Here is a 22,316-nt window from a genome sequence, read left to right on the forward strand (position 1 = left end):
GGTCAGCCTCCCTTCATCGGTGACAGGATTTCGATGCGGTCGCCCTCGGCGAGCCGGCAACCGGAGCGCTCCCTGGCAGGTACTACCTCGCCATTGAGCGCGGTGGCGAGCCAGCCACCCTCATAGTCGAGTTCGGCAAGCAGCCCCGCGAGCGTGACGGCGGTAACCTCGTGGGTCTCGCCATTAACGGTGAGCTTCATGGACGAGCTCCCTTGCTGTCGGATTGTCCAGGATCACGTCGGCGGCTTGCTTGGCCATCGCCGGCGCCAGCAGGAAGCCGTGGCGGTAGAGCCCGTTGATGCTCACGCGGTTTCCGTCGCGGCTGACACGCGGCAGATTATCGGCGAAGGCCGGACGCACGCCCGCGCCGGCCTCGACCAACTCTGCCTCGCCAAAGGCCGGATGCAGCGCATAGGCGGCGCCCAGCAATTCCATGGTCGAGCGCGCGCTGACGGGCCCGTCGGCGGCGCTCTCGACCATCGTTGCGCCGACCATGAACATGTGATCCGCACGCGGAACCACATAAACCGGAAAGCGTGGATGCAGCAGCCGCACCGGGCGCGCCAACGCAACGTCGCGCGTGCGCAGCAAAAGCATCTCGCCACGCACGCCGCGCAGACCAGACGCGGATGAGCCCATGCCCGTACAATCCGCCTCGAAATCGAAGGCGCCGGGCGCTAGCACCGCGCCGTAGCCGAACTCGAAGCGTACGCCCATGCCGACCAGTTTTCCGGTTAGCGCCACCAGGGCCTTGCGCGGATCGAGATGGGCTTCGCCGGCGAAGAGCAGTCCGCGCCGAAACCGACCGGCGAGATCGGGTTCGAGCGCGGCGATCGCATCCCCATCGACGACGGAGAAGCCGCTGGTGCGCTGCACGAAACGATCGAGTTCCACCGTGTCCCGCGCAGGCGCCACCACCAGCGTGCCGGTGCGCACGACATGGCCGGGCAGCGCGGCATCCCACCAGTCGGCCGCGCCCTTCCCCAATGTCAGCACCGGCTCCTCGGCGCTTTCGCGCTCGCACCACGGCGCCAGCATGCCGCCGGCCTGCCAGGAGGCGCTGCCGGCAATGGCCCGGCGCCGTTCGACCACGATCACGCTGGCGCCGCGTAACGCCAGTTCATGCGCCAGCGTCAACCCGGCGACGCCGGCGCCGCGGACCAGCACTTTCATGGCCGGTTCGCCGGTTCCGTTTCGGCGACCTCGGCCTGATCGAGAGGCATGTAAAGCTCGCCGCCAATACGGAATTTTTCCGCCATGGCCGCCAGGCCTTCCTTTTGTGCCTCAGCGCGGATGTCGTGCGAGATGCGCATCGAGCAGAATTTCGGCCCGCACATGGAGCAGAAATGCGCCACCTTGTGCGCCTCCTTGGGCAAGGTCTCGTCGTGGAAGGCGCGCGCGGTGTCGGGGTCCAGCGACAGGTTGAACTGGTCCTCCCAGCGGAACTCGAAACGTGCCCGCGATAGCGCGTCGTCCCTCACCTTGGCCGCCGGATGGCCCTTGGCGAGATCGGCGGCGTGCGCGGCGATCTTGTAGGTGATGACGCCGATCTTGACGTCGTTGCGGTCTGGCAGGCCGAGATGTTCCTTGGGCGTGACGTAGCAGAGCATGGCCGTGCCAAACCAGCCGATCATGGCGGCGCCGATGCCGCTGGTGATGTGGTCGTAGCCCGGCGCGATGTCGGTGGTGAGTGGCCCAAGCGTGTAGAACGGCGCCTCGCCGCAGACTGCGAGCTGCTTGTCCATATTGGCCTTGATCTTGTGCATCGGCACATGGCCGGGCCCTTCGATCATCACCTGGCAGTCCTTCGCCCAGGCGATTTTCGTCAGCTCGCCCAGCGTCTCCAGCTCGGCGAATTGCGCGGCATCGTTGGCATCGGCGATCGAGCCCGGGCGCAGACCGTCGCCCAGCGAGAACGACACGTCGTAGGCGCGGCAGATGTCGCAGATCTCCTCGAAATGCTCGTAGAGGAAGCTTTCCCGGTGATGGTAGAGGCACCATTTGGCCATGATCGAGCCGCCACGGCTGACGATGCCGGTGACGCGATCGACGGTGAGCGGGATGTAGGGCAGCCGCACGCCGGCGTGGATGGTGAAATAGTCGACGCCCTGCTCGGCCTGTTCGACCAGCGTGTCGCGGAACACCTCCCAGGACAGGTCCTCGGCGACGCCGCCGACCTTCTCCAGCGCCTGGTAAAGCGGCACCGTGCCGATCGGCACCGGCGCGTTGCGGATGATCCAGTCGCGGATGTTGTGGATGTTGCGGCCGGTCGACAGGTCCATGACCGTATCGGCGCCCCAGCGGATCGCCCAGACCATCTTTTCCACCTCCTCGGCCATGGACGAGGTGACGGCGGAGTTGCCGATGTTGGCGTTGATCTTGACCAGGAAATTGCGGCCGATGATCATCGGCTCGCTCTCGGGGTGATTGATGTTGGCGGGGATGATGGCGCGGCCGAGCGCCACTTCGTCGCGCACGAATTCCGGCGTGACATAGTCCGGAATCGCCGCGCCGAAACTTTCGCCGTCGCGTTCCAACCTGACGCGCAGCGCCTCGCGGCCGAGATTTTCGCGGATGGCGACGAACTCCATTTCCGGCGTGACGATGCCGGCGCGGGCATAGGCAAGCTGGGTGACGGCGCGTCCCGCTTTCGCTCTAAGTGGCTGGTTTCGCACCGGAAACTCCGGCGTCAGCCGATCGCCGGAGACGAAGCCGTTGTCTTCCGGCCTGATCAGCCGGCCCTCGTAACGCTCGACATCGCCGCGCGCCTCAACCCATTCCTGGCGCAGCCTGGACAGGCCGCGCTCGATGCTCGTTTCGACGCCGGCATCGGTGTAGGGACCGGAGGAATCATAGACGGTGACCGGCGGTTCGCCGGCACTCGGATGCACGGAAATCTCGCGCATCGGCACACGCAGACCGGTGTGAAGCGTGCCCGGTTTGTAGATTTTGCGCGACGCCGGCAACGCGCCGACGGTGACTTTCGGGGTGTGGATATTCATGAGTGAGCCTCCTTGCTCGAATGCAACGGAGACCCAGTCCATGCGATGAGGAGGAAGTGATGCTTCGCTGAAGGGAGTTCGGGCATCTGCCCGACCGCCAAAGCCGAAAAACGCCGGCCCGCGAAGCTTCCCACCGTCCCTACGCCAGTATGAACTGGATCAGGTTCAACGGGTCACTGCGCGTTCAGCAGTATCTCAGCCCCTTGTCGGGACCCCCCTGGTGAGCCTCAAGGGTGAACGACAAGCCGCATGATTGTCAACAGGGATGTGGAAAGGCGACGGCAAGCGCGCCGAGAGTCAAATAACTTCGTGGTGCAGGATCAATAGCTTACGGAAAAACGGGTGCCAGACGCCGCGAAACGAATTCACAAGGGTCCGTTCGCGCGCATTTTAAGGCCTTTCCCGTTCAAACGACCGGCTTTTCAGCACGTTTCGCGTTCTGCGTTTTGGCACCGGCCATCGTCCTAGAACCTGACATTCAAATCGGCCCTGACGCCATGGTCGCGGGCGTTGGCGGCGAGCTGGCCCTGGTAGGAGATGCCGAGTGTGGTGGTCGGTGTCAGCGCGACGTCGAAGCCCGCCTCGAGTGCTGCGCTTTCGCGTGCGATCGGCGCGCCGGCGATGGTGAAGGCATTGCTGCCGGCGAAGGCCTGGGTGACATTGGGCGTGACATCGCCGAAACCATGGCGCCAGCCGATCATGCCGCGCGCCGTCGCCTTGACCGCGCCGAGGTCGAAGTCGGTAGATGCCCGTAGGCCAAAGGTGGTGAAGGTGATGGCGTTGGAGCTGCTGCGGACCGTCAGCGCCGCCGCCCCGCCTTTCTCACTGAAAGCATTGGTGTGGACATTGACGTAAGCCAGGTTGGCGAAGGGCTCGAAGGCGAGATTGCCGGCCTTCATGCCATAACCGAGTTCGCCGAAGATCTGCGTGGTGCCGGTACGATAGCTGGACGACAGCGCGTCGGTGAAACCGGGGAAAGACACGGATCGACCGCTGTCGATGTCGCTCCAGGTGTAGGCAAGGCCGGAGCGCAAGGAGAGCGCACCCCATTGCGTGCCGCCATAGGCGCCGAGATGATAGTTGTCGCTGGAGGCAGATGACCGTCTGTCATCCACCTTGAACGAAGAATGGCTGTAGCCGGCAAGGAAACCGAGCCGCCAGTCGTCGGTGACGAGGCCGTCGATGCCGGTGACAAAACCGCCGGTCGAGCGCGACAGCTTTGCCGCATTGCCATCGCTGTCGGTCCAGCCCCATGAACCGAAGGCCGAACCCCAGACGCCGTAACGTTCGGCAGCCGATGCTGTCGCTGGACTCGCCGACGCGATCGAAGCCGTCGCCTCCAGCGCGGCATTGCCGCCCGCCGCTTCGTCATAACCCATCAAAGGCAGCGGCGCGGCACCAACCGTCTCGAAGGCAGAACGGAGCCGGTCATTCATCGCCGCGCGTATCAGGCGGCTATCTTCGATCAATGCCGTCACCGTCGAGGCATGCACCTCACCCGACAGGCCATCGAAGGCGGAACGAGCCTGATCGATAGACAGCGATGCGACGGCGCCGATCAGGGGATTGTCCAGGCTCATGCCGTCCAGCGCCGAAGCCGTGGCGATCTGGTTCGGCGTCTGGCCGACCGAGGCGAAGGCGAGCCCGCTGCGGACGACATCGAGATAGGCGGAATTCGGATCGTAGGCCAGCGCCGGTGCCAGGAACGGAGAACTGGTAGCAGCCGACAGGCCGGCGAAGGTGCCGGCAACGCCGCCACCGGCGGTCAGGATGGTGTAGCGATGGCCAAGCTGGAGCGGGCCCGAAATCGAGACGGTACCGCCGGCAAGCGTCGCCGTGCCGGTCACCGCGATGCGATCGGACTGACCGGCCGCATTGGTTTCGACCGCGTAGGTCGAGCCCGGATCGAAGGCGATGTTGCCCGCCACGTTCAACGTCCCGATCGAATTGCCAGGCGCGACGGTGCCGGCAACAGTGACGGAGCCGACCTGTCCTCCTCCTTCCAGCCGGCCGGCAGTGCCGACCAGGAGAGTGCCGCCAAGCTTGCTGTCAACGGAAAGCGCGCCGCCCAGAACCACAGTCTCACCGGTGAAAAGGCTTGCGTCGGAGGTGAGCACCGTTCGCCCGGCGAGTACGTTGATCAAGCCATTGCCGACGATCGATTGGGAAAACAGATAGTTCGAGGCGGTGTGGTTGAAATTGATTTCGCCCGTTCCGTCGCCGAACTCGATGCCGAGGGCAGCGTCGACAAACCCCGGTGCCATCGCCGTCTCGCCTTTATCCGCACCGATGTTGAGAACTCCGCTCGAACCGGGCTTAACGGCGATGTCGAGGACGGAAGCCAGGGCAATCCGCCCCCCGTCGGTGACGGTCACCGTACCATTGCCGAAGTTGCCGACGAGCAACGCACTGTTTTGCCAAAGCGAGCCGGCTCCCGTGACGATCGCGGCGCCACCACTGCCCACCGCAACGCCGATGATCGTTTCCTCTCCGGTTGAGCGGACGACGGCGCCGTCCGCGACGGTCAGGCTCCCGGCCCCCCCATAACCGAGGCCAATTCCATGAGCCGTTTCCAGCAGCGATCCGGCACCGGAGACAAAGATCCGGCCGCTTGCCCCATTCTCCGACCCCGAAAAAAGGTAATCCGCCGTGACCTTGCCGCCATTGGTTATCTCCAATTCCCCGGCGCCGGCGAAGCCGAGACCAATGCCCTCGGTGACCGCCCATGCCGAGCCGCTGCCGTCGACCCTGACGAAGCCGGTCGACGTCGATTGCGCGCCAACGACAGCCGTCAGACTGACAGCAACGCCACCATTTTCCAAAGATAGCCGCCCGGTTCCTTGCGAACCGACGAGCAGTTCGTTGTCTGTGAGCCAAGATGAGCCTGCGCCGGTCACAGTCACCTGCCCCAGAGAACCCAGCTGCCGACCAATAGTCGAACTGTTGTTGGTCAAGACTTGACCGGAATCGGCGACGGTAAGGTGTCCTTCGCCGTTTTGACCAATCGTGAGATTGTCTTCGTTGAACCACATCGATCCGGCGCCGCTGACCGTTGCAAAACCAACCCCGCCGGCGAAGTAGCCCAGCACGGCTGCTTCATTTTGCAATCGGGCACCACCTTCGACGGTGAGCGTGCCGACACCCAGTTCGCCCACGTAAAGGCCGTTGTTGACATCAAAGGTCGAATTCGCGCCGCGGACGCGCACCGACCCGTTCGCCCCCGGCAGGCTGCCGATCGCCCCATAGTCGGCGACTTTAAGTTCGCCCTCCGATATCTCCAGAGAACCTTGTGCCAATCGGCCGACAAGCAAACTCTGAATATCGATGGAAGAACCCGGTGCGTTGAAGACGGTGCCGTTGGGCGCCACGACATCGATGGTCACCGGGTCGAGAGCGGTGGGTGCGGCGCCGCCATTCCAATTGGCCCCATCGAACCAATTCGCGGACGTGCTTCCATTCCAGACCGCTTGCGCCACGGCCTGGCCGAGCCAGGCCGCCAACAGGACACAGGTGGCAAAGCCCAGCCGGCCCAGCGGCCATCGCGCGTCAAATCCCCCCATCGGCAGTCGTCTCTCCGCTGAATCGCGATCGATGACGGACGATAATCGCAGCACCGACTGCGCGCTTGGGCTGGCGCGAAGCGAAATCCGGCCTGGGGCGAAGTGCTACTAGCCGTCGTTATTTTCCCGCGCGGCGGCGGCGCGGATCTCGGACGGCGTGGCGCCGTAGCGGCGGCGAAAGACACGATTGAAATAGGAAAGATCGCCGAAGCCCGCATCGAGGGCGATGACGCCGATGGGCAGCTTGTCCAGGCGCGGGTCGGTCAACAGGCGATGGATACGCGCCAGGCGTTGCTCGAGCACGAATTCCGAAAAAGTGGTTCCTTCCGCATCGAACAGCATCTGCAGGTAGCGCGGGCTGATGGATTGCCTGGCCGCGACCTGGCGCACGCCGAGATCGGGACGCGTGAGGTTTTCGGCGATATAGGCGCGGACCGCAGCCAGCCGGGCGGCGCGCAGGCCGCGACGGCGCGCCAGGTCGGCGGTATCGGCATCGGCGCCCAGGGTCAGCGCCACCAGGTCACGAATATGGGTGGCGAACATGAGCCGCGCCTCGGGCGCCGTGCGGTCCAGCGTGAGGCGCAAGGCGGCGACATAGCCGGCAAGCACGGCCAGCGCCTTGCCGCGCCGATCCAACGGGCGCATGACGGCGCCCTCGACATCGCGGACCATAGTCTGCAGCCCCCGCGCCGGCAGCTTCAACTGGGTGAGCGAATAGTTCTGGCTGCAGCGGAAACGGCCGGGGACACCGTTCGCCCAAAGCACCGCGCCGCCCGGTTCAAGCTGCAACTCCCTGCCGCATTGTTGGCCCGTCGCTTGCCCGGCCAGGGACAGGATCAGGATAAGATCGTCGTCGCCATCGGCGACGAGGCCGGGCGGGCGCTCTATGCGCAGGCTGGAGCTGCTGCCCCAGGTGATCGACAGGCCCGGCAAGTGCTGCAACGCCATCCGCGCGTGGAATGGCTCGTCCTGGTTGACGGGGGTGACGTCGCTTTTCAGCACGGCGCGGCTGAACACCTCACGCCAGGCGTCGAGGCGCTTTTGTCCGGGCAGCCGTTCGGACGAGAACTGCAAAAGATGCGCGGCGTTCAACCTTTTCCCCCGGTCGGTCGACGCATGCCGGGCGACGCAAGCGTCGCCGCGAGCCCTGATGACAGGCTCATCCTAGCGCCAGAACAGGCGCGGCGTCGAGTTTCGAGGGTGGGACGGATCGATCCGCGAGCGCCACAAGGTCGCTCGTCGGCAGATGCCGGCGGTTTCGCGCCATTGGAAACCGGTGCGAACGGCAGCTGTCAAAAAGATCAGTGCGAGGCGGAGACCACGCCATAGCCGTCAACGGCGATGTGGTTGTTGGCGGCGTCGGCCGCGTAGATGCCCAGGCCGCATACGACAATGGCGGACAGCATTACAAAGGACAGAAGCGCTGCTTTCACGGACGTCATCTCTGGTTGAGCCTTCTGTATTGTCCTGCGACCGACTGGTTACGAATGTGTTGAAACTCACAGTTCGTCTCAAATTCTCGTCGAATTCGGACGCCTTGCGCGTCTTCTTTGCGGGCCGTGTGACGCTTGTGCCACAGTGGCACAGCGCGCCGGCAAGCCAGCTGCCGCCTTCTAGGAAATGAGCCGGACACAGACCAAGCACGAAAAGCGCCGTCCACAGCGGTTTTCAGCCGGCGTGCCAAATTTGCCACGCGAACGCAACGGAAGGTCGCTTCGACGGGCGGGACTGGAGCTAGATCGTGGCGACCCAGGCGCGTGCGATGGCAAGACCCGACTGGTCGGCCAGCGCGCCGTTGCGCGCGGTCTCGGCCTCCAACCGTTGCGGCCAGTCGGGCCAGCGCGCCGCAACCGTTTCGGCGAAGGCGGTCGACCAGTGGTTGACCACGGCGCGATCCGCCTCGAAATGGAACTGGAAGGCGTAGACGGCGCGGCCGAGGCGGAAGGCCTGGTTTTCGGCAACCATGCTGCCGGCCAGGCGCACGGCGCCCGGCGGCAGCGAGAACGTGTCGTCGTGCCACTGGAAGATCGGGAAAGCCACCGGCATGGCGCCGAGCACCGCATCCGATTTCGCCGCTTCGGTGAGGGTGACACCGCACCAGCCGAATTCGGTGGCGCCGCCAACCTGGTTGGTGCCGCCGAAGGCGCGCGCCAGAAGCTGGCTGCCGAGGCAGATGCCGAGCACGGAACGATCCCTGGCTTCGAAATCGCGGATCAGGTCGAGCAACGCCGGGAAATAGGGATGGGTGTCGTCGGCCAGCGCATTCTGGCCGCCGCCGAACATGACCAGCGCGTCGTGCTGGCTGGCATCGCTGGGCAATTCCTCGCCAAGATAGGGCCGGCGGACATCGAGTTCGGCCTTGGCTTCGGCAAGGGCGGCGCCGACATTGCCGAGGCCGGTGTTCTGATAATTCTCGACGACAAGGACCCGCATGACCATCCTGACAGGAATGAACCCCGCGACGGGGTAACATGGCGGCATCGTGCCGGCCAAGCGCCGGCGGCTGACAGCGAGGGAAAAAGCCTATGCCACTGCAGAACCGGGTCGATCCCTTCGGCGCCATCCATGCCGTGGCCGAGCGCGGACTGTTCACCGGCAACCGCGGCATCATCCACGATCCGGCGACGAAGACGCTCTTGAACAAGCGCTGGGCGCTGCCGGCCTGGATCATTTGCCTCTGCGACTATCAGGGCCGCAAGCGCGAGCCGATGGGGCGCAACCGACCGGGTGGCAAACCGGGCTGGACCGAGCTGTTCTTCCTCGACGAGCCGACCGCGCTCGCCGCCGGGCACCGGCCCTGCTTCTTCTGCCAGCGGGCGCGGGCCAGCGAGTTCCTCGGCCGGTTCGGCCAGGCGTTCGGCATCGCCGAGCCGCGCGCGCCGCAGGTGGATGCGCGCCTGCATAACGAGCGTTTCGCCTCGTCGCGCAAGCCGCTGCCGTCGATCCGGGCCGAAGAAACCGCACAGCTGCCCGATGGCGCGATGGTCGCCATCGGCGGCGTGCCTTTTGCCGTACGCAGCGGCGAATTGCTACGCTGGAGCTTTGCCGGGTACGAAAAGCCGGTCGGCGTCGAGACGGCAACAAGAGGCGGAACGTCGCTCGCGCTGATCACGCCGCCAACGACGATCGCGGTGCTGAAAGCCGGCTTCGCGCCCGTCTGGCACGCGAGCGCGGGGCCGGCTTAGAGTGGATCAGCGCCTCGCCGAGACGACGACCCGCTCTGCTTGTTCGGCGCAATTCCAGACGGAAATCGGCCGCTCACCTTTTTCCGGGATTGTTCAACCCAGGTGGACGACCGAGGTCGCGGCGCCAGCCGGTGCCTTGCCAGGCAGGAACAGCGCAACGAGCACGCCGATCCCCGCCAGGACGGCACAGGCCAGGAAACCGGCCTGGTAGCCCGTGGTCAGGGCGGCGACCGTATCCGATCCGCCACTCCAGGACACAGCGACGGTCGCCACGACCGCGACGCCCAATGCACCGCCGAGCTGGAAGGCCGCGCTGTTGATGCCCGATGCCAGGCCGGAATCGCCCTCGGCGACATCCGACAGGGCGGCAATGGAACCCGACACGACCGCCGCGCCGATGCCGGGGCCGAAGATGACGAGCCCGGGCAATATGTCGATCCAGTAGTTGCCGCCTGCCCTGGCAAGCAACAGGCAGCCCGCTGCCATCAATGCCATGGCGATGACGGCGAGCGGGCGGGCGCCGATGCGGCTCGCGATCGGTCCCGAAGAGTAGGACATGACGATCGCGATAGCGGAATAGATCATCGTGCTGACGCCGACTTGCAACGCCGAATAACCCAGCACTTTCTGCAGATAGAGCGACAGCACCAGGATCATGCCGAAGACGATCATGCCGGCGAGCAGCACGACCAGATTGCCGCCGACCAGGCGCACCGAACGGAAGATGCGCAACGGCACCAAAGGCGAGGCTGAACGTGCCTCGATGACCACAAACAGCAGAAGCAGCAAGGCCGAAGCGCCGAAGGCGGCAAGGGTGTTAACATGGGTCCAACCCAGTTGCGGCACCTCGACGATGGCATAGACAAACGCCATCAGCCCGGCCGTGACGGTGACCGCACCCGCGACGTCGAAGCCGCGGCCATGCGAGGTGTCGCGGCTCTCCTTGAGCAGAAACGGGCTGAACGCCAGCAGGGCGAGGCAGACGGGAACATTGATGAAGAAAACCCACTGCCAGCCCAGCCAGTCGTTGAGCGGACCGCCGACGACAAGTGCCGCCGTGGCGCCGCTCGCGCCCATTGCCGACCAGAAGCCGAGCGCCTTGTTGCGCTCATGCCCTTCCTCGAACGTGGTCATCAGGATCGACAGCGCAGTCGGCGTCATGATCGCCGCGGCGATGCCCTGGAGAATGCGCATCGCAACCAGGAACTCGGGCGCGCGGGCAAGGCCGCAAAGCAGCGAGGCGGCGAGGAACAGGGCTGTGCCGGCGATGAACATGCGCCGCCGGCCGAGCAGGTCCGCCATGCGGCCACCGAGCAGAAGCAGGCCACCCAGCGTCAGCATATAGGCGCTCATCACCCATTGAACGCCGGCAACGGTGAAGCCCAGTTGCCGTTCGATCGACGGCAGCGCCAGAATGACGATCTGCCCGTCCAGGCAGACCATGAAATAGGTTGCGCAGAGCAGCGCCAGCGCTTGCCAGCGCCTCGGGTCGGGCGCGGTGGCCGGCCGCCCGGCGGCGGGATGCTGTTGGTCGGACATGACTGTCTCCTCGAATGGTGCGCGGCCGACTGGCCGATCGCGTCGAGGGGCGGAAATTATGCATGCCGCGCCGACATGCAATTACTGACAATGATGTTAGCGCTGACTGGAATGTAAGCGCCTACCTTGCGGTAAGCGGCTGCCATTCATGCGCGCAGGCGGATCAGCGGACGCGGTTTTTCCGCGACGACGACCGGGTGCAGAACCATGCGGCGCTCCTGCGCCTTGCCCCAGGCCGACATCACGCCGACCGCCTCGTTGAGGGTGCGGCCGACATCCGTCACCGAATATTCGACCTTCTGCACCGCACCGGGAAACACCTGGCGCCAGACCAGGCCATCGGCTTCCATCTCGCGAAGCTGCTGGGCCAGAACCTTTTCGCTGACGCCTGGCAACAGCCGCCGCAAAGCGCCGAACCGGCGCGGCGCAAGCGTGACCTCCCACAGGATCTCCAGCTTCCATTTGCCGCCGATGGCATTCAGCGCGGTAGCGAAACCGCATTCGTCGGTATCGAGACGTTTCATGTTTCCCTCCGCTTCCGAGCCGGGGCGGCACTTACTTCAAAGTGCGTAATTTACCCTCGGTCCGGGGTCGACCTATCACCACGATCAGCTTCAACGAGAGGTACGGGCACAGGCCCGTTGCGGCAAGGCGCAGAAAGCGACCGGCCCGAAACCTCCTGACGGGATGGCGGCAGGAATGGACAGTGTGAAACCAGCGGAACAATCGGCAAAGACCAAAACCAGGACCGCGCAATGCGGCTGCGGCGGGCTCGGCATCACCGTTTCCGGGGAGCCGCGCAGCGTCTACGCCTGTGCCTGCCTGGAATGCCAGCGCGCAACCGGCACCGCCTTTTCCTACCGGGCCGTGTTCGTCGACGAAGCGGTGGTGCAAATTGAAGGGGAGCGGCGCAGCTGGCGGCGAACGGGCGGTCCGGGGCGCTGGGTGGAACAGACCTTCTGCCCGACCTGCGGGGCGCTGGTGTTCATGACCGGCGAGGGCCTGCCGGGCGCGGTCTCGGTTTCGGTCGGCTGCTTTGCCGAACCGGATTTCGCGCCACCGGCGACCTTGTTCCGCGCCCGCCGCAAGCACCACTGGTTCGAACCAGGGCCGGCAACGCGCATCAGCGACTGAGCGCTATTTCAACGTCGCCTGCTCGATCGAGGGCACGTCCGGCAGATCGTAATAATCGCCGGCGGATTCGGGATAGAGCTGGCTTTCCATCCTGAGGCCGGTCGGTCCGTCGATGGTGCCCGCCCACACCGACAGCCGGTCGCTGCCGAATTTGCGCCAGAACAGGTTGGAACCGCAGACCGAACAGAAGCCGCGCTCGGCGATGTCCGACGAGCGGAACCAGGTCAGTGTGTCGCCGGTGATGACGGCTTCGTCGGCGGCGACCTGGGTTGCCGCCACATAGTGGCCGGAGGTCTTGCGGCATTGCACGCAATGACAGGCTACGACCGGACGCCGCTCGCCGCGCAATTCGTAGGCGGTGCCGCCGCACAGGCAGCCGCCGCGCAATATGCCGGTCATGCTCGTCTCTCCTCCGCTTGTGCATCGGCCCGAAAACCGGAATCGGTTTTCGGCAAGCACGATGCGCAAATTCAAAGTGCTCGAGCGTCCGAGACTATGGCCGCCGCGCCCGCCGGGCAGCGGCGAAAGCGACGTCGCGGCGTCGCTGGCGGTGGCTTGACCTTGGGGGCCGGCTGCCGCATTGCTCGGCCATGCGCGCCAACTACAAAATGCAACGGCTGTTCGTGCCCGACGACCTTTCCGCCGGTGCCGAATTCGAGCCCACCCCACAGCAGAGCCATTATCTCATGCATGTGCTGAGGCTTTCCGAAGGCGCGGAAATCCTGGTCTTCAACGGTCGCGACGGCGAATGGACGGCGGCGCTCACGGCGAAGTCGAAGAAGGCGGTGCGGCTGACCGGCAGGGAACTGCAGCGGCCGCAACCGCCACTGCCGGACCTCGTCTACTGCTTCGCGCCGCTGAAGGTCGGCCGGCTCGACTATCTGGTGCAGAAGGCGGTCGAAATGGGCGCCGGCATCCTGCAGCCGGTGATGACCCAGCACACGCAAGGCAAGATCACGGCCGAGCGCATGCAGGCCAATGCCGTCGAGGCGGCCGAGCAATGCGGCATCCTGGCGGTGCCTGAGGTGCGCGAGGCGCAGAAGCTGGAGCGGCTGCTTGGCGACTGGGACAAGGAACGGCGGCTGGTGTTCTGCGACGAGGACGCCTCGACCAACAATCCCCTGCCCGCACTTCAGAAAATTTCGGAAAAAAAGCTGGCGCTGCTGGTCGGCCCCGAGGGCGGCTTCTCCGACGACGAGCGCCGGTTGCTGCGCGCGCTGCCCTTCGTCACCGCCATTCCGCTCGGACCCCGCATCCTGCGCGCCGACACGGCCGCCGTTGCGGCCCTTGCGGTGATGCAGGCGGCGATAGGGGATTGGTAGCTTCTCCTTCTCCCCTTGCGGGAGAAGGTGGCCGAGCCGAAGGCGAGGTCGGATGAGGGGTGCTGGACGGAGTGCGCCGCTCCACATTCGGGAATGGTGTCACGGAAGCCGTTTGCTCAGCCTCATTTCTTGCAACACCCCTCATCCGTCTCGGCGCTAGAGCGCCGATCCACCTTCTCCCACAAGGGGAGAAGGGAAAAGGGGGCCTCAGGCTTCCGGCCTCGACTGAAGCGAAGTCGTTGACGGCCCCATGAGAGGCCGAAAGAGCCGATCGCCCGCGCGACCCGCCTCAGATCACCTGGCCGACATCGATGCGGTTTCCGTCCGGGTCCTCGAACACGAAAGCCCGCAAGCCGTAGTCCTTGTCCTGCAGGCTCTTGATGATCCTCACCCCGTGCTGCTTGCAAACGGCGTGGAGAGCGTCAACGTCGTCGACCAGCAGATGGGCGACATTGAAAACAGCAGCCTTGTGGGTTGGCTGCAGGGTCAGATGCAGTTCCCCCTGATCGCGCTCCAGGATTATGAAACCGACGGGATTGCCGTTCTCGAAGGTCTTCGTGAACCCGAGGACCCTGGTGTAAAAATCGAGCGCCCTGCCGATGTCCTTTACGGGCACCATGGGAGCAATGCGTCCGAAGCGGACGCCGTGATCGGCGATATCGTTCATCGTGGAACCTCTGCTTGCGAAGCCGCTTCCACACTCCGGACGGTGCCGGTCGATGCAGCGCGCTTCGTTGTCTGGATCAGCAGGACGGTGCCCACGAAACGCAATCTATCCTGCCGCGGCCTTCAGGAAAACAGGCATCGAAGACACTCCGTTCTTTTTCGCCCGCAACGGTGCAGGGCAGCGGCAAACAGGCCTCAATCTCCGACGACCTCCTTGTCCGGCCAGGGATTGATGCCGTCGCGCAGCCACAACAGCGTATCCAGCCAGAAGCCATTGGCGTGGCGGCTGTGGAACAGGCTGAAATGGCCGACCGCATCCTGGCCGAGATCGGCCGGGTCAAGCAGCACCTGTGTGCGCTGCGCGCCGCGATAACGCTCGAGCACGGCGCGGATCGCCGGCACGGTGGCGATCGCGTCGTCGGACAGGGTGACCGCAAGGATCGGCGCCGTCACCGCATCGAAGCGCCTGAGGATCATTTCACGCTCCGCTTCCGGATAATTGTCTTCGAGGCGCGACCGGCGGAAACTCCATTCATAGGCGACGCCGGCCGGCAGATCCTCCAGCCAGCCGAGCCGACGGCCGGGGAAATAGCCGCACAGTACGGTGAGCGCCGGCATGGCGACATGCCATTTCAGGAAAAGTCGCGTGCGGTGCGCCGGCGCGTAGTGACGCCAGCAACCGAACTGGCCGCCGACCGAGAGCAGGCGACGAATATTCGAGGCGCCGCGCGCCAGCCCCGGCAAGGCGCCGCCGACGCTGTGGCCGACAACGAAGACGGGTGCCGAGGCGTCCCGCGCCCGCACCCAGGCCAGCGCCGCCTCGAAATCCTTCTCACCCCAATCGCGCCAGCGATAGGCACAGCCGCCGAGGCTCGCCGGACGCGAGGCGCCGATGCCGCGATAATCGTAGGTGACGACATCGAAGCCGTGGGCGGCGAGAAAGCGGGCGTAATGATGATAGTAACGGGCGAGCACGCCGGTGGCCGGATTGACAATGACGGTGCCGGCCGGCGCCCCGCGCACCCTTTGCCAAAAATGACCGCCTAGAACGACGCCGTCGGCGCAGGCGATCTCCAGCGGCCGGGCTTCCTGGACGGGCGCGATGATGGACATTGCCGATCCTTTCGGGACGCGAAATACGTGGATCCTGCATAGACCGGAGCGGCTTGTTGTTACACTCACTAGTCGGTATACATCGACCATGAAACCGACCGCCAACACCACCCGCGAGCGCATCGTCGCCGCCGCATCCAAACTGTTCTACGGCCAGGGCATTCGCGCCGTCTCGGTCGATGCCGTGGCCGAGAAGGCCGGACTGACCAAGCGCACGCTCTATTACCATTTCGCCAGCAAGGACGACCTCATCGCCGCCTATCTGGAGCGGCGCGACCAGCCCAATCTCGGGCTGTTCAGGCACTGGTTCACCGAGAGCGAGGGCCAACTCGCCGACAAGGTCGCCGCGATCTTCCAGCATCTGGCGGCGGCGGCGCGGCGCCCGGCCTGGAAGGGCTGCGGCTTCCTGCGCACCGCCGCCGAACTCGCCGACATGCCGGGCCACCCGGCGATCCGCATCGGCATTGCCCACAAGAAGAACTTCGAAGCCTGGCTGAAGACGGTTTTCGAGGCCGAGGGCATCGAAGCCGCGGAACAGACGGCGCGGCAGGTGCTGCTGCTACTCGACGGTTCCTTCGCCACCGTGCTTTTGAACCGCGACCCCTCCTATATGGAGACCGCCGGCATGGCCGCCGCCTCGCTGGTGCGGGCTGCGCAAGGGCCGGTCCTGGCGCCTGCCGGGCCATGAATCGCGGCCGATCAAATCCTGTTGACGATTGGCTCAGGATTTTTTGCTTGCTCCCCTACTGACATTTCGTTCATTCAAGCCGCGCGGCGATCCTGCGATCAAAGCCAGAAAGGGCGACATGGCACGCGACACCACCGATTCACAGCCCATCGAGGGTCTTGGCGAACTCGCCGCCTACCTTGCCAAGGGCAACAAGCCGCGCGCCGACTGGCGCATCGGCACCGAGCACGAAAAGTTCCCCTTCTATGTCGATGGCCACGCGCCTGTGCCTTATGGCGGCGAGCGCGGCATCCGCGCCATCCTGGAAGGCATGCAGACCAAGCTCGGCTGGGATCCGATCCTGGACGAGGGCCGCATCATCGGCCTGGTCGAGCCGACCGGACAGGGCGCCATCAGCCTGGAGCCGGGCGGCCAGTTCGAGCTTTCCGGCGCGCCGCTGGAGACGATCCACCAGACTTGTCGCGAGGGCAACGCGCATCTGGCGCAAGTGCGCGAGATCGCCGAGCCGATGGGCATCCGTTTCCTCGGCCTTGGCGGCAGTCCGAAATGGACGCTGGCCGAAACGCCGAAAATGCCGAAATCGCGCTATGACATCATGACCCGCTACATGCCCAAGGTCGGCACCAAGGGCCTGGACATGATGTACCGCACCTGCACGATCCAGGTGAATCTCGACTTCGAGAGCGAGGCGGACATGCGCCGCAAGATGCAGGTGTCGCTGAAGCTGCAGCCGCTGTCGACGGCGCTGTTCGCCAATTCGCCCTTCACCGAAGGACGGCCGAACGGGCTGCAGAGCTGGCGCGGCGACATCTGGCGCGACACCGACAACCAGCGCTCGGGCCTGCTCGAATTCTGCTTCTCGCCCGAATTCGGCTTTGCCGACTATGTCGAATGGGCGCTCGACGTGCCAATGTATTTCGTCATCCGCGACGGCCGCTACCACGACATGACGCACATCACCTTCCGCCAGTTCATGGCGGGGGCGGCGCGCAAGGAAGTGCCGGACGGCATGCCGACCATGGGCGACTGGGCGAACCACCTGTCGACCCTGTTCCCGGATGTGCGCCTGAAGCGGTTCCTGGAAATGCGCGGCGCCGATGGTGGGCCATGGCGGCGCATCTGCGCGCTGCCGGCCTTCTGGGTCGGCCTGCTCTATGACGGCGCCGCGCTCGACGCCGCCGAGGCGCTGACGCGCGACTGGAGCTATGCGGAAGTCAAGGCGATGCGCGACGCCGTGCCCGAGCAAGGCATCGGCGCGCCGTTCCGCTCTACGACGCTGCGAGAGGTGGCGCGAGAGGTGCTGGCGATCTCCCGGCAGGGCCTGAAGAACCGCAACAAGTTGAATCGCGACGGCTTCGACGAAACCTCGTTCCTGTCGACGCTGGACGAAGTGGTGGCGCGCGGCACCACCAGCGCCGAAGAGATGCTTTCGGCCTACCACACGCGCTGGGGCGGCTCGATCGAGCCGGCTTTCCTGGAGTATGCGTACTGAAGCAAGGCGCCCTTATCTCCCCCTTGCGGGGGAGAATGGATTTTCACGATCTTAGCCGGAGCAGGCCGAAGGCCGTCGCGAGGCTAAGTCGTAGAAAATCCAAGAGAGGGGATTTTCAGCCGAGAGGCCACTTGCTCTCTCGAATGGGGGAAGCCGAAATCCAGTTCGGCGAGGATTGGGGTGGAAATCCCCTCTCTTGCGATTTCTAGCACTTAGACTGCGCCGCCCTGCGGGCGTGCTCGCTAAGATGCTGAAATCGCTTTCTCCCCCGCAAGGGGGGAGATAACGGTGCGGCGGCAAAAGTCCACTTCAACCGGCGGTTAAAACGAACTACGCTCCGCAACGGCGAATGGCCGCCGCGGAGGACCCCATGCTCAATCTGTTCGACATGCTCAACCAGTCGCAGAACGGCAACGGCATGGAGGCGCTGGCGCGCCAGTTCAATCTGAGCCAGCAGCAGACACAGGCGGCGGTGGAGGCGCTGTTGCCGGCTTTCAGCCAGGGGCTGAAGCGCAACACGGCGGACCCGTATGGGGTCGGCAATTTCATGAGCGCCATGGCCACCGGCCAATATGGCCAGTATTTCGACAATGCCGCGCAGGCCTTCTCGCCGCAGGGCGTGCAGCAAGGCAACGATGTGCTGGGGCAGTTGTTCGGCTCCAAGGACCTGTCGCGCGCGGTGGCGGCGCAGGCGGCGCAGGCCAGCGGCGTCGGCCAGCAGGTGCTGCAGCAGATGCTTCCCGTGCTGGCGTCGATGGTGATGGGCGGGCTGTTCAAGCAGACCACCAACCAGATGCAGGCCGGCGGCTTCAGCGGTGGTGGCGGCATCAGCGGCAACCCGCTCGGCCAGATCATCGAGGAGATGATGCGGCAAGGTGGCGGAATGGGCGGCGGCATGATGGGTGGCCAGCCGCAGCAGCGGCAGGCGCCGCAGAGTCAAAATCCGTTCGGCAACAATCCGCTGGGCGACAATCCGCTCGGCAAGGTGCTGCAGGACATGTTCGGCGGCGGCGCGCCGCAGCAGGCGCCGCAGCAGCCGCAACCGCAGAACCCGTTTGGCGACAACAATCCCTGGGGCAAGATCCTGCAGGACATGCTGGGTGGCGGGCAGCCGATTGGGACCCCCGATCCAGCCCCGCAACGCGCGCCGGAACCCGAGCCGAACCCGAGCGGGCGGCCGCGCAATCCCTATGACGACATCTTCGGCAAGATGTTCGACACCGGCCGCCAGCAACGCGACGACTACCAGCAGGGCGTGGAAACGATCTTCGACCAGTTCCTGAAAGGGATGAACCGGCGGTAGGCGAGCGGCGCGGCGCCCTTATCTCCCCCCTTGTGGGGGAGAAAGCGATTTCAGCATCTTAGCGAGCACGCCCGCAGGGCGGCGCAGCTAAGTGCTAGAAATCGCAAGAGAGGGGATTTTCAGCCCAATCCTCGCCGAGCTGAATTTCGACTTCGCCATTCGAGGGAGCAAGTGGCCCCTCAGCTGAAAATCCCCTCTCTTGGATTTTCTACGACTTAGCCTCGCGACGGCCTTTGGCCTGCTCCGGCTAAGATCGTGAAAATCCATTCTCCCCCGCAAGGGGGGAGATAGAGTGTTGTGAACTCACCTCACAAATCCTGTGCCTTTCGCCACGCTGGTTCATGAAATGACGGGCCTCTATCTAGCCATCATCGACAGATGGAGAGACATTTCATGGAATACCGCAATCTCGGCAAATCCGGCCTCAGGGTTCCCGTCCTGAGTTTTGGAGCCGGCACTTTCGCCGGCGCCGGCCCGCTGTTCAGCGCCTGGGGCAACACCGGCGTCGAGGAAGCCCGCCGGCTGGTCGACATCTGCCTGGAGGCCGGCGTCAATCTGTTCGACACCGCCGACGTCTATTCCGACGGCGCCTCCGAAACGGTGCTTGGCGAGGCGATCAAGGGACGGCGCAACGAGGTGCTGATCTCGACCAAGGCCAGCCTGCCTCTGGGCGACGGCCCCAATCAATGGGGTTCGTCGCGTTCCCGGCTGATCGAAGCGGTGGACCAGGCCCTTGGCCGGCTGGGCACCGACCATATCGACATCTTCCAGCTGCATGCCTTCGACGCGCATACCCCGGTCGAGGAGGTGCTTGCCACGCTGGACGGCTTGGTTCGCGCCGGCAAGCTGCGTTATGTCGGCGTCTCCAACTTCTCCGGCTGGCAGATCATGAAATCGCTGGCTGTCGCCGAGCGCCATGGCTGGCCACGTTATGTCGCCAACCAGGTCTATTATTCGCTGCTCGGCCGCGACTATGAATGGGACCTGATGCCGTTGGGCGAGGACCAGGGCCTCGGCGCGCTGGTGTGGAGCCCGCTGGGCTGGGGCCGGCTGACCGGCAAGATCGGCCGCGGCAATCCCATTCCGGCAGGCAGCCGCCTGCACCAGACCGCGGAGTTCGGGCCGCCGGTGGAGGACGAGCATCTCTACCGCGTCGTCGACGCCCTCGAAGCGGTCGCCGGGGAAACCGGCAAAAGCGTGCCGCAGATCGCCATCAACTGGCTGCTGCAGCGGCCGACGGTTTCGTCCGTCATCATCGGGGCGCGCAACGAGGAGCAACTGCGCCAGAACCTCGGCGCCGTCGGCTGGTCGCTGACGCCCGAACAGGTGGCGACGCTCGATGCGGCCAGCACGGTGACGGCGCCCTACCCGCATTTCCCCTACCACCGCCAGGAAGGTTTCGCCCGGCTCAACCCGCCGGTGGTGTGAAACTCCAGATGCGAAACTCCCCTTCTCCCCTTGCGGGAGAAGGTGGCTCGGCGCAAAGCGCCGAGACGGATGAGGGGGTGAGAAACGGTCCGCGTAGCGGACGAAAAGCCAATTGCTTGGCTTTTCGAGTTTCGAACGCCCCCGAGCCAGCGAGGGGCAGGATCACAGCTTTGTCCCAGCCCTCGGCATAGCCTCGGGCGTTCGAACCCTTTGAAAGGTCCACCGGACCTTTCAATTCGCCTATGGCGAACCGGGTTCTCACCCCCTCATCCGACCTCGCCTCCGGCTCGGCCACCTTCTCCCACAAGGGGAGAAGGAACGGTGCGGCCCAAAAAGAAAAAGCCCGGTCCGTGGGAGGACCGGGCAATGCGCAGGCGGCCGGCGGGGTCGTGCCGGCAGGGAGTGTGGGAAGCCTGCAGCAACTCTGCATCGCCCGGCTGGAGGCCCGGGCGTGCGGGATATCAGGCCACCTTGCGCGCCAGTTCCTCGACGGAGGCGGCGCGCAGGCCGGCGATGGAGCGCAGCTTCACCGTCGGGTCGCTGCCGAACGGCAGGTCGACGGCGACGAAGAGATCGGCGCGGGTCAGGCCGATATCGGCCAGTTCCGCGTCCGACATTTCGCCGAGGCGATAGAAGGCGCGGCGATTTTTCCAGGCGCGGTAATAGCCGACGGCACGATTGTACACACGCGTCGCGGCAGCCGGGGTCGCGGTGATGCGCGCGCTCTCAGGGGCGATGTCGTATGCGGTCATGGTCATTCTCCTCAATCTTGACGGCGCGGACCGTCGCACCGCCGCCGGGAGCGCGGCGGGACGGACCCGATTCACATGCCTTCATGTGGACGATTACTGAATCGCACGCGGCGATTGATTAATCCAACGAATGTTTTTAATCTCTATCATCAACTCTGATGATGGATGGAAGCGATGAAAGCGCCGCTCGACCTCGACCAGTTGCAGACCTTCATCTCGATCGCCGACACCGGCTCCTTCACCCGCGCCGCCGAGGAGGTGCACCGCACGCAGTCGGCGGTGTCGATGCAGATGCGGCGGCTGGAGGAGCGGATCGGCAAACCGCTGTTCGAGAAGGACGGGCGCTCCAACAAGCTGACCGAGGAAGGCGACCGGCTTTTGTCCTATGCCCGCCGGATGCTCTACCTGAACCGCGAGACGTTGGCCGCCTTCGACGACAACCGGCTGGAAGGCACCATCCGTATCGGCACGCCGGACGATTATGCCGACCGCTTCCTGCCCGAGATCATGGCGCGTTTCGCCCGTTCCAATCCGCGCGTCGAACTGACTGTCACCTGCGAGCCGACGCCCAGCCTTGCCGAGCACATCAAGCGCGGCAATCTCGATCTGGCGCTGGTCACCCACAACGACGCGCGCGGCCAGTCGGAAGTGGTGCGGCGCGAGCCGCTGTTGTGGGTCACCTCGACCAATCACGCCACGCATGAGCAGGATGTCCTGCCGATGGCCTTCGGCCGCCCGAACTGCATCTGGCGGCGCGCCGCCTGCGACGTGCTGGACGAGATGGGGCGCGATTATCGCATCCTGTTCTCCTCCTTCTCAGCCACCGTCATCGCCGCCGCCGTGCTGTCGGGGCTGGCGATTTCGGTGCTGCCGGAATGCGCGCTCAGGCCCGGCATGCGGGTGCTTGGCGAGGCCGACGGCTTCGGCCAGTTGCCCGACTGCCGCATTGGCCTGATGCGCGGCCAGACCAGCCGGCCCGAGATCGTCGAGGCGCTGGCCCGCCACATCGCCGAAAGCCTGGACAACATCACCGTGCCGATAACCGAGGAGACCGGCAGCTTCGACTTCGCCTCGCTGGCCTTCACCAAGATGAAGCGCACCAAGCCGAGCCAGGTGATGCCGGGCTGGTAGG

21 protein-coding genes and 1 riboswitch are annotated in these 22,316 nt (G+C 65.1%); of the genes, 8 read left to right on the plus strand and 13 right to left on the minus strand.

Annotated elements, in window-relative coordinates:
- Window positions 1–2 precede the first annotated feature (2 nt).
- The 7 genes from thiS to FZF13_RS05380 form a co-directional block, all read right to left on the minus strand.
- Complete coding sequence (thiS, locus tag FZF13_RS05350) at window positions 3–200, minus strand: sulfur carrier protein ThiS (protein WP_024924633.1); 198 nt, start codon at window positions 198–200, stop codon at window positions 3–5.
- The gene (gene thiO, locus FZF13_RS05355; protein WP_024924632.1) at window positions 184–1,173 is read right to left on the minus strand and encodes a glycine oxidase ThiO; all 990 of its coding nucleotides are present in this window, start codon (window positions 1,171–1,173) and stop codon (window positions 184–186) included. Before thiO ends, thiS begins: the two co-directional genes overlap by 17 nt.
- Entirely contained in the window at window positions 1,170–3,002 is a 1,833-nt protein-coding gene (gene thiC, locus FZF13_RS05360) for a phosphomethylpyrimidine synthase ThiC (RefSeq protein ID WP_024924631.1), read from the minus strand. Before thiC ends, thiO begins: the two co-directional genes overlap by 4 nt.
- 118 nt (window positions 3,003–3,120) lie before the next feature.
- Window positions 3,121–3,231: riboswitch (TPP riboswitch) on the minus strand.
- Window positions 3,232–3,466: 235 nt separating this feature from the next.
- Entirely contained in the window at window positions 3,467–6,562 is a 3,096-nt protein-coding gene (locus FZF13_RS05365; protein ID WP_150978924.1) for an autotransporter outer membrane beta-barrel domain-containing protein, read from the minus strand.
- A gap of 108 nt (window positions 6,563–6,670) precedes the next feature.
- Window positions 6,671–7,654 carry an AraC family transcriptional regulator gene (locus FZF13_RS05370; RefSeq protein WP_024927221.1) on the minus strand — a complete coding sequence of 328 codons (984 nt, stop codon included), beginning with the start codon at window positions 7,652–7,654 and terminating at the stop codon, window positions 6,671–6,673.
- Window positions 7,655–7,863: 209 nt separating this feature from the next.
- A complete protein-coding gene (locus tag FZF13_RS05375) occupies window positions 7,864–8,004 on the minus strand; it encodes a hypothetical protein (protein ID WP_162531498.1) in 141 nt (46 codons plus the stop codon).
- A 292-nt stretch (window positions 8,005–8,296) separates the two neighbouring features.
- The gene (locus FZF13_RS05380; protein ID WP_024927220.1) at window positions 8,297–8,995 is read right to left on the minus strand and encodes a type 1 glutamine amidotransferase; all 699 of its coding nucleotides are present in this window, start codon (window positions 8,993–8,995) and stop codon (window positions 8,297–8,299) included.
- A gap of 92 nt (window positions 8,996–9,087) precedes the next feature.
- Between FZF13_RS05380 and FZF13_RS05385 the strand changes: the two genes are divergently transcribed.
- The gene (locus FZF13_RS05385; protein WP_024927219.1) at window positions 9,088–9,747 is read left to right on the plus strand and encodes a hypothetical protein; all 660 of its coding nucleotides are present in this window, start codon (window positions 9,088–9,090) and stop codon (window positions 9,745–9,747) included.
- 93 nt (window positions 9,748–9,840) lie between these two features.
- Here FZF13_RS05385 and FZF13_RS05390 read toward each other — a convergent pair whose 3' ends face one another.
- Together FZF13_RS05390 and FZF13_RS05395 are read right to left on the minus strand one after the other, a co-directional pair.
- Complete coding sequence (locus FZF13_RS05390; protein WP_024927218.1) at window positions 9,841–11,286, minus strand: MFS transporter; 1,446 nt, start codon at window positions 11,284–11,286, stop codon at window positions 9,841–9,843.
- Between the two features lie 146 nt (window positions 11,287–11,432).
- On the minus strand, window positions 11,433–11,810 hold the full coding sequence (locus FZF13_RS05395) for a winged helix-turn-helix transcriptional regulator (protein ID WP_024927217.1): 378 nt from the start codon (window positions 11,808–11,810) through the stop codon (window positions 11,433–11,435).
- A 175-nt stretch (window positions 11,811–11,985) separates the two neighbouring features.
- Here FZF13_RS05395 and FZF13_RS05400 point away from each other — a divergent pair, with 175 nt between their 5' ends.
- The gene (locus tag FZF13_RS05400; RefSeq protein WP_024927216.1) at window positions 11,986–12,420 is read left to right on the plus strand and encodes a GFA family protein; all 435 of its coding nucleotides are present in this window, start codon (window positions 11,986–11,988) and stop codon (window positions 12,418–12,420) included.
- Window positions 12,421–12,423: 3 nt separating this feature from the next.
- Here the strand turns inward: FZF13_RS05400 and FZF13_RS05405 are convergent, their stop codons facing one another.
- Entirely contained in the window at window positions 12,424–12,819 is a 396-nt protein-coding gene (locus FZF13_RS05405; protein ID WP_024927215.1) for a GFA family protein, read from the minus strand.
- Between the two features lie 191 nt (window positions 12,820–13,010).
- Here FZF13_RS05405 and FZF13_RS05410 point away from each other — a divergent pair, with 191 nt between their 5' ends.
- A complete protein-coding gene (locus tag FZF13_RS05410; protein WP_024927214.1) occupies window positions 13,011–13,742 on the plus strand; it encodes a 16S rRNA (uracil(1498)-N(3))-methyltransferase in 732 nt (243 codons plus the stop codon).
- A 289-nt stretch (window positions 13,743–14,031) separates the two neighbouring features.
- Here the strand turns inward: FZF13_RS05410 and FZF13_RS05415 are convergent, their stop codons facing one another.
- Together FZF13_RS05415 and FZF13_RS05420 are read right to left on the minus strand one after the other, a co-directional pair.
- Window positions 14,032–14,409, minus strand: a complete 378-nt coding sequence (locus tag FZF13_RS05415; protein ID WP_024927213.1) for a VOC family protein — start codon at window positions 14,407–14,409, stop codon at window positions 14,032–14,034.
- Window positions 14,410–14,603: 194 nt separating this feature from the next.
- Window positions 14,604–15,521: an alpha/beta hydrolase family protein gene (locus FZF13_RS05420; RefSeq protein ID WP_024927212.1), complete on the minus strand. Its 918-nt coding sequence runs from the start codon at window positions 15,519–15,521 to the stop codon at window positions 14,604–14,606.
- Between the two features lie 88 nt (window positions 15,522–15,609).
- On the opposite strand from FZF13_RS05420, the gene FZF13_RS05425 reads away from it, so the two are divergent.
- From FZF13_RS05425 to FZF13_RS05440, 4 genes are all read left to right on the plus strand, one after another.
- Window positions 15,610–16,209, plus strand: a complete 600-nt coding sequence (locus FZF13_RS05425) for a TetR/AcrR family transcriptional regulator (RefSeq protein ID WP_024927211.1) — start codon at window positions 15,610–15,612, stop codon at window positions 16,207–16,209.
- 118 nt (window positions 16,210–16,327) lie between these two features.
- Window positions 16,328–17,701: a glutamate--cysteine ligase gene (locus tag FZF13_RS05430; protein ID WP_024927210.1), complete on the plus strand. Its 1,374-nt coding sequence runs from the start codon at window positions 16,328–16,330 to the stop codon at window positions 17,699–17,701.
- 370 nt (window positions 17,702–18,071) lie between these two features.
- Complete coding sequence (locus FZF13_RS05435) at window positions 18,072–19,004, plus strand: DUF937 domain-containing protein (protein WP_024927208.1); 933 nt, start codon at window positions 18,072–18,074, stop codon at window positions 19,002–19,004.
- Window positions 19,005–19,397: 393 nt separating this feature from the next.
- Window positions 19,398–20,432, plus strand: coding sequence for an aldo/keto reductase (locus FZF13_RS05440; protein ID WP_024926357.1), 1,035 nt, complete (start codon window positions 19,398–19,400; stop codon window positions 20,430–20,432).
- A gap of 461 nt (window positions 20,433–20,893) precedes the next feature.
- Here the strand turns inward: FZF13_RS05440 and FZF13_RS05445 are convergent, their stop codons facing one another.
- On the minus strand, window positions 20,894–21,184 hold the full coding sequence (locus FZF13_RS05445) for a DUF1127 domain-containing protein (RefSeq protein ID WP_024927113.1): 291 nt from the start codon (window positions 21,182–21,184) through the stop codon (window positions 20,894–20,896).
- Window positions 21,185–21,358: 174 nt separating this feature from the next.
- On the opposite strand from FZF13_RS05445, the gene FZF13_RS05450 reads away from it, so the two are divergent.
- A complete protein-coding gene (locus FZF13_RS05450; protein WP_024927112.1) occupies window positions 21,359–22,315 on the plus strand; it encodes a LysR substrate-binding domain-containing protein in 957 nt (318 codons plus the stop codon).
- Window position 22,316 lies beyond the last annotated feature (1 nt).

The organism is Mesorhizobium terrae (genome assembly GCF_008727715.1).
GTDB lineage: Bacteria > Pseudomonadota > Alphaproteobacteria > Rhizobiales > Rhizobiaceae > Mesorhizobium > Mesorhizobium terrae.

Excerpts from the sequence above, each read along its gene's own strand:
- thiS (WP_024924633.1), bottom strand. The coding sequence starts at position 200 with ATGAAGCTCACCGTTAATGGCGAGACCCACGAGGTTACCGCCGTCACG.
- thiO (WP_024924632.1), bottom strand. The coding sequence starts at position 1,173 with ATGAAAGTGCTGGTCCGCGGCGCCGGCGTCGCCGGGTTGACGCTGGCG.
- thiC (WP_024924631.1), bottom strand. The coding sequence starts at position 3,002 with ATGAATATCCACACCCCGAAAGTCACCGTCGGCGCGTTGCCGGCGTCG.
- FZF13_RS05365 (WP_150978924.1), bottom strand. The coding sequence starts at position 6,562 with ATGGGGGGATTTGACGCGCGATGGCCGCTGGGCCGGCTGGGCTTTGCC.
- FZF13_RS05375 (WP_162531498.1), bottom strand. The coding sequence starts at position 8,004 with ATGACGTCCGTGAAAGCAGCGCTTCTGTCCTTTGTAATGCTGTCCGCC.
- FZF13_RS05380 (WP_024927220.1), bottom strand. The coding sequence starts at position 8,995 with ATGCGGGTCCTTGTCGTCGAGAATTATCAGAACACCGGCCTCGGCAAT.
- FZF13_RS05385 (WP_024927219.1), top strand. The coding sequence starts at position 9,088 with ATGCCACTGCAGAACCGGGTCGATCCCTTCGGCGCCATCCATGCCGTG.
- FZF13_RS05390 (WP_024927218.1), bottom strand. The coding sequence starts at position 11,286 with ATGTCCGACCAACAGCATCCCGCCGCCGGGCGGCCGGCCACCGCGCCC.
- FZF13_RS05395 (WP_024927217.1), bottom strand. The coding sequence starts at position 11,810 with ATGAAACGTCTCGATACCGACGAATGCGGTTTCGCTACCGCGCTGAAT.
- FZF13_RS05400 (WP_024927216.1), top strand. The coding sequence starts at position 11,986 with ATGGACAGTGTGAAACCAGCGGAACAATCGGCAAAGACCAAAACCAGG.
- FZF13_RS05405 (WP_024927215.1), bottom strand. The coding sequence starts at position 12,819 with ATGACCGGCATATTGCGCGGCGGCTGCCTGTGCGGCGGCACCGCCTAC.
- FZF13_RS05410 (WP_024927214.1), top strand. The coding sequence starts at position 13,011 with ATGCGCGCCAACTACAAAATGCAACGGCTGTTCGTGCCCGACGACCTT.
- FZF13_RS05415 (WP_024927213.1), bottom strand. The coding sequence starts at position 14,409 with ATGAACGATATCGCCGATCACGGCGTCCGCTTCGGACGCATTGCTCCC.
- FZF13_RS05420 (WP_024927212.1), bottom strand. The coding sequence starts at position 15,521 with ATGTCCATCATCGCGCCCGTCCAGGAAGCCCGGCCGCTGGAGATCGCC.
- FZF13_RS05425 (WP_024927211.1), top strand. The coding sequence starts at position 15,610 with ATGAAACCGACCGCCAACACCACCCGCGAGCGCATCGTCGCCGCCGCA.
- FZF13_RS05430 (WP_024927210.1), top strand. The coding sequence starts at position 16,328 with ATGGCACGCGACACCACCGATTCACAGCCCATCGAGGGTCTTGGCGAA.
- FZF13_RS05435 (WP_024927208.1), top strand. The coding sequence starts at position 18,072 with ATGCTCAATCTGTTCGACATGCTCAACCAGTCGCAGAACGGCAACGGC.
- FZF13_RS05440 (WP_024926357.1), top strand. The coding sequence starts at position 19,398 with ATGGAATACCGCAATCTCGGCAAATCCGGCCTCAGGGTTCCCGTCCTG.
- FZF13_RS05445 (WP_024927113.1), bottom strand. The coding sequence starts at position 21,184 with ATGACCGCATACGACATCGCCCCTGAGAGCGCGCGCATCACCGCGACC.
- FZF13_RS05450 (WP_024927112.1), top strand. The coding sequence starts at position 21,359 with ATGAAAGCGCCGCTCGACCTCGACCAGTTGCAGACCTTCATCTCGATC.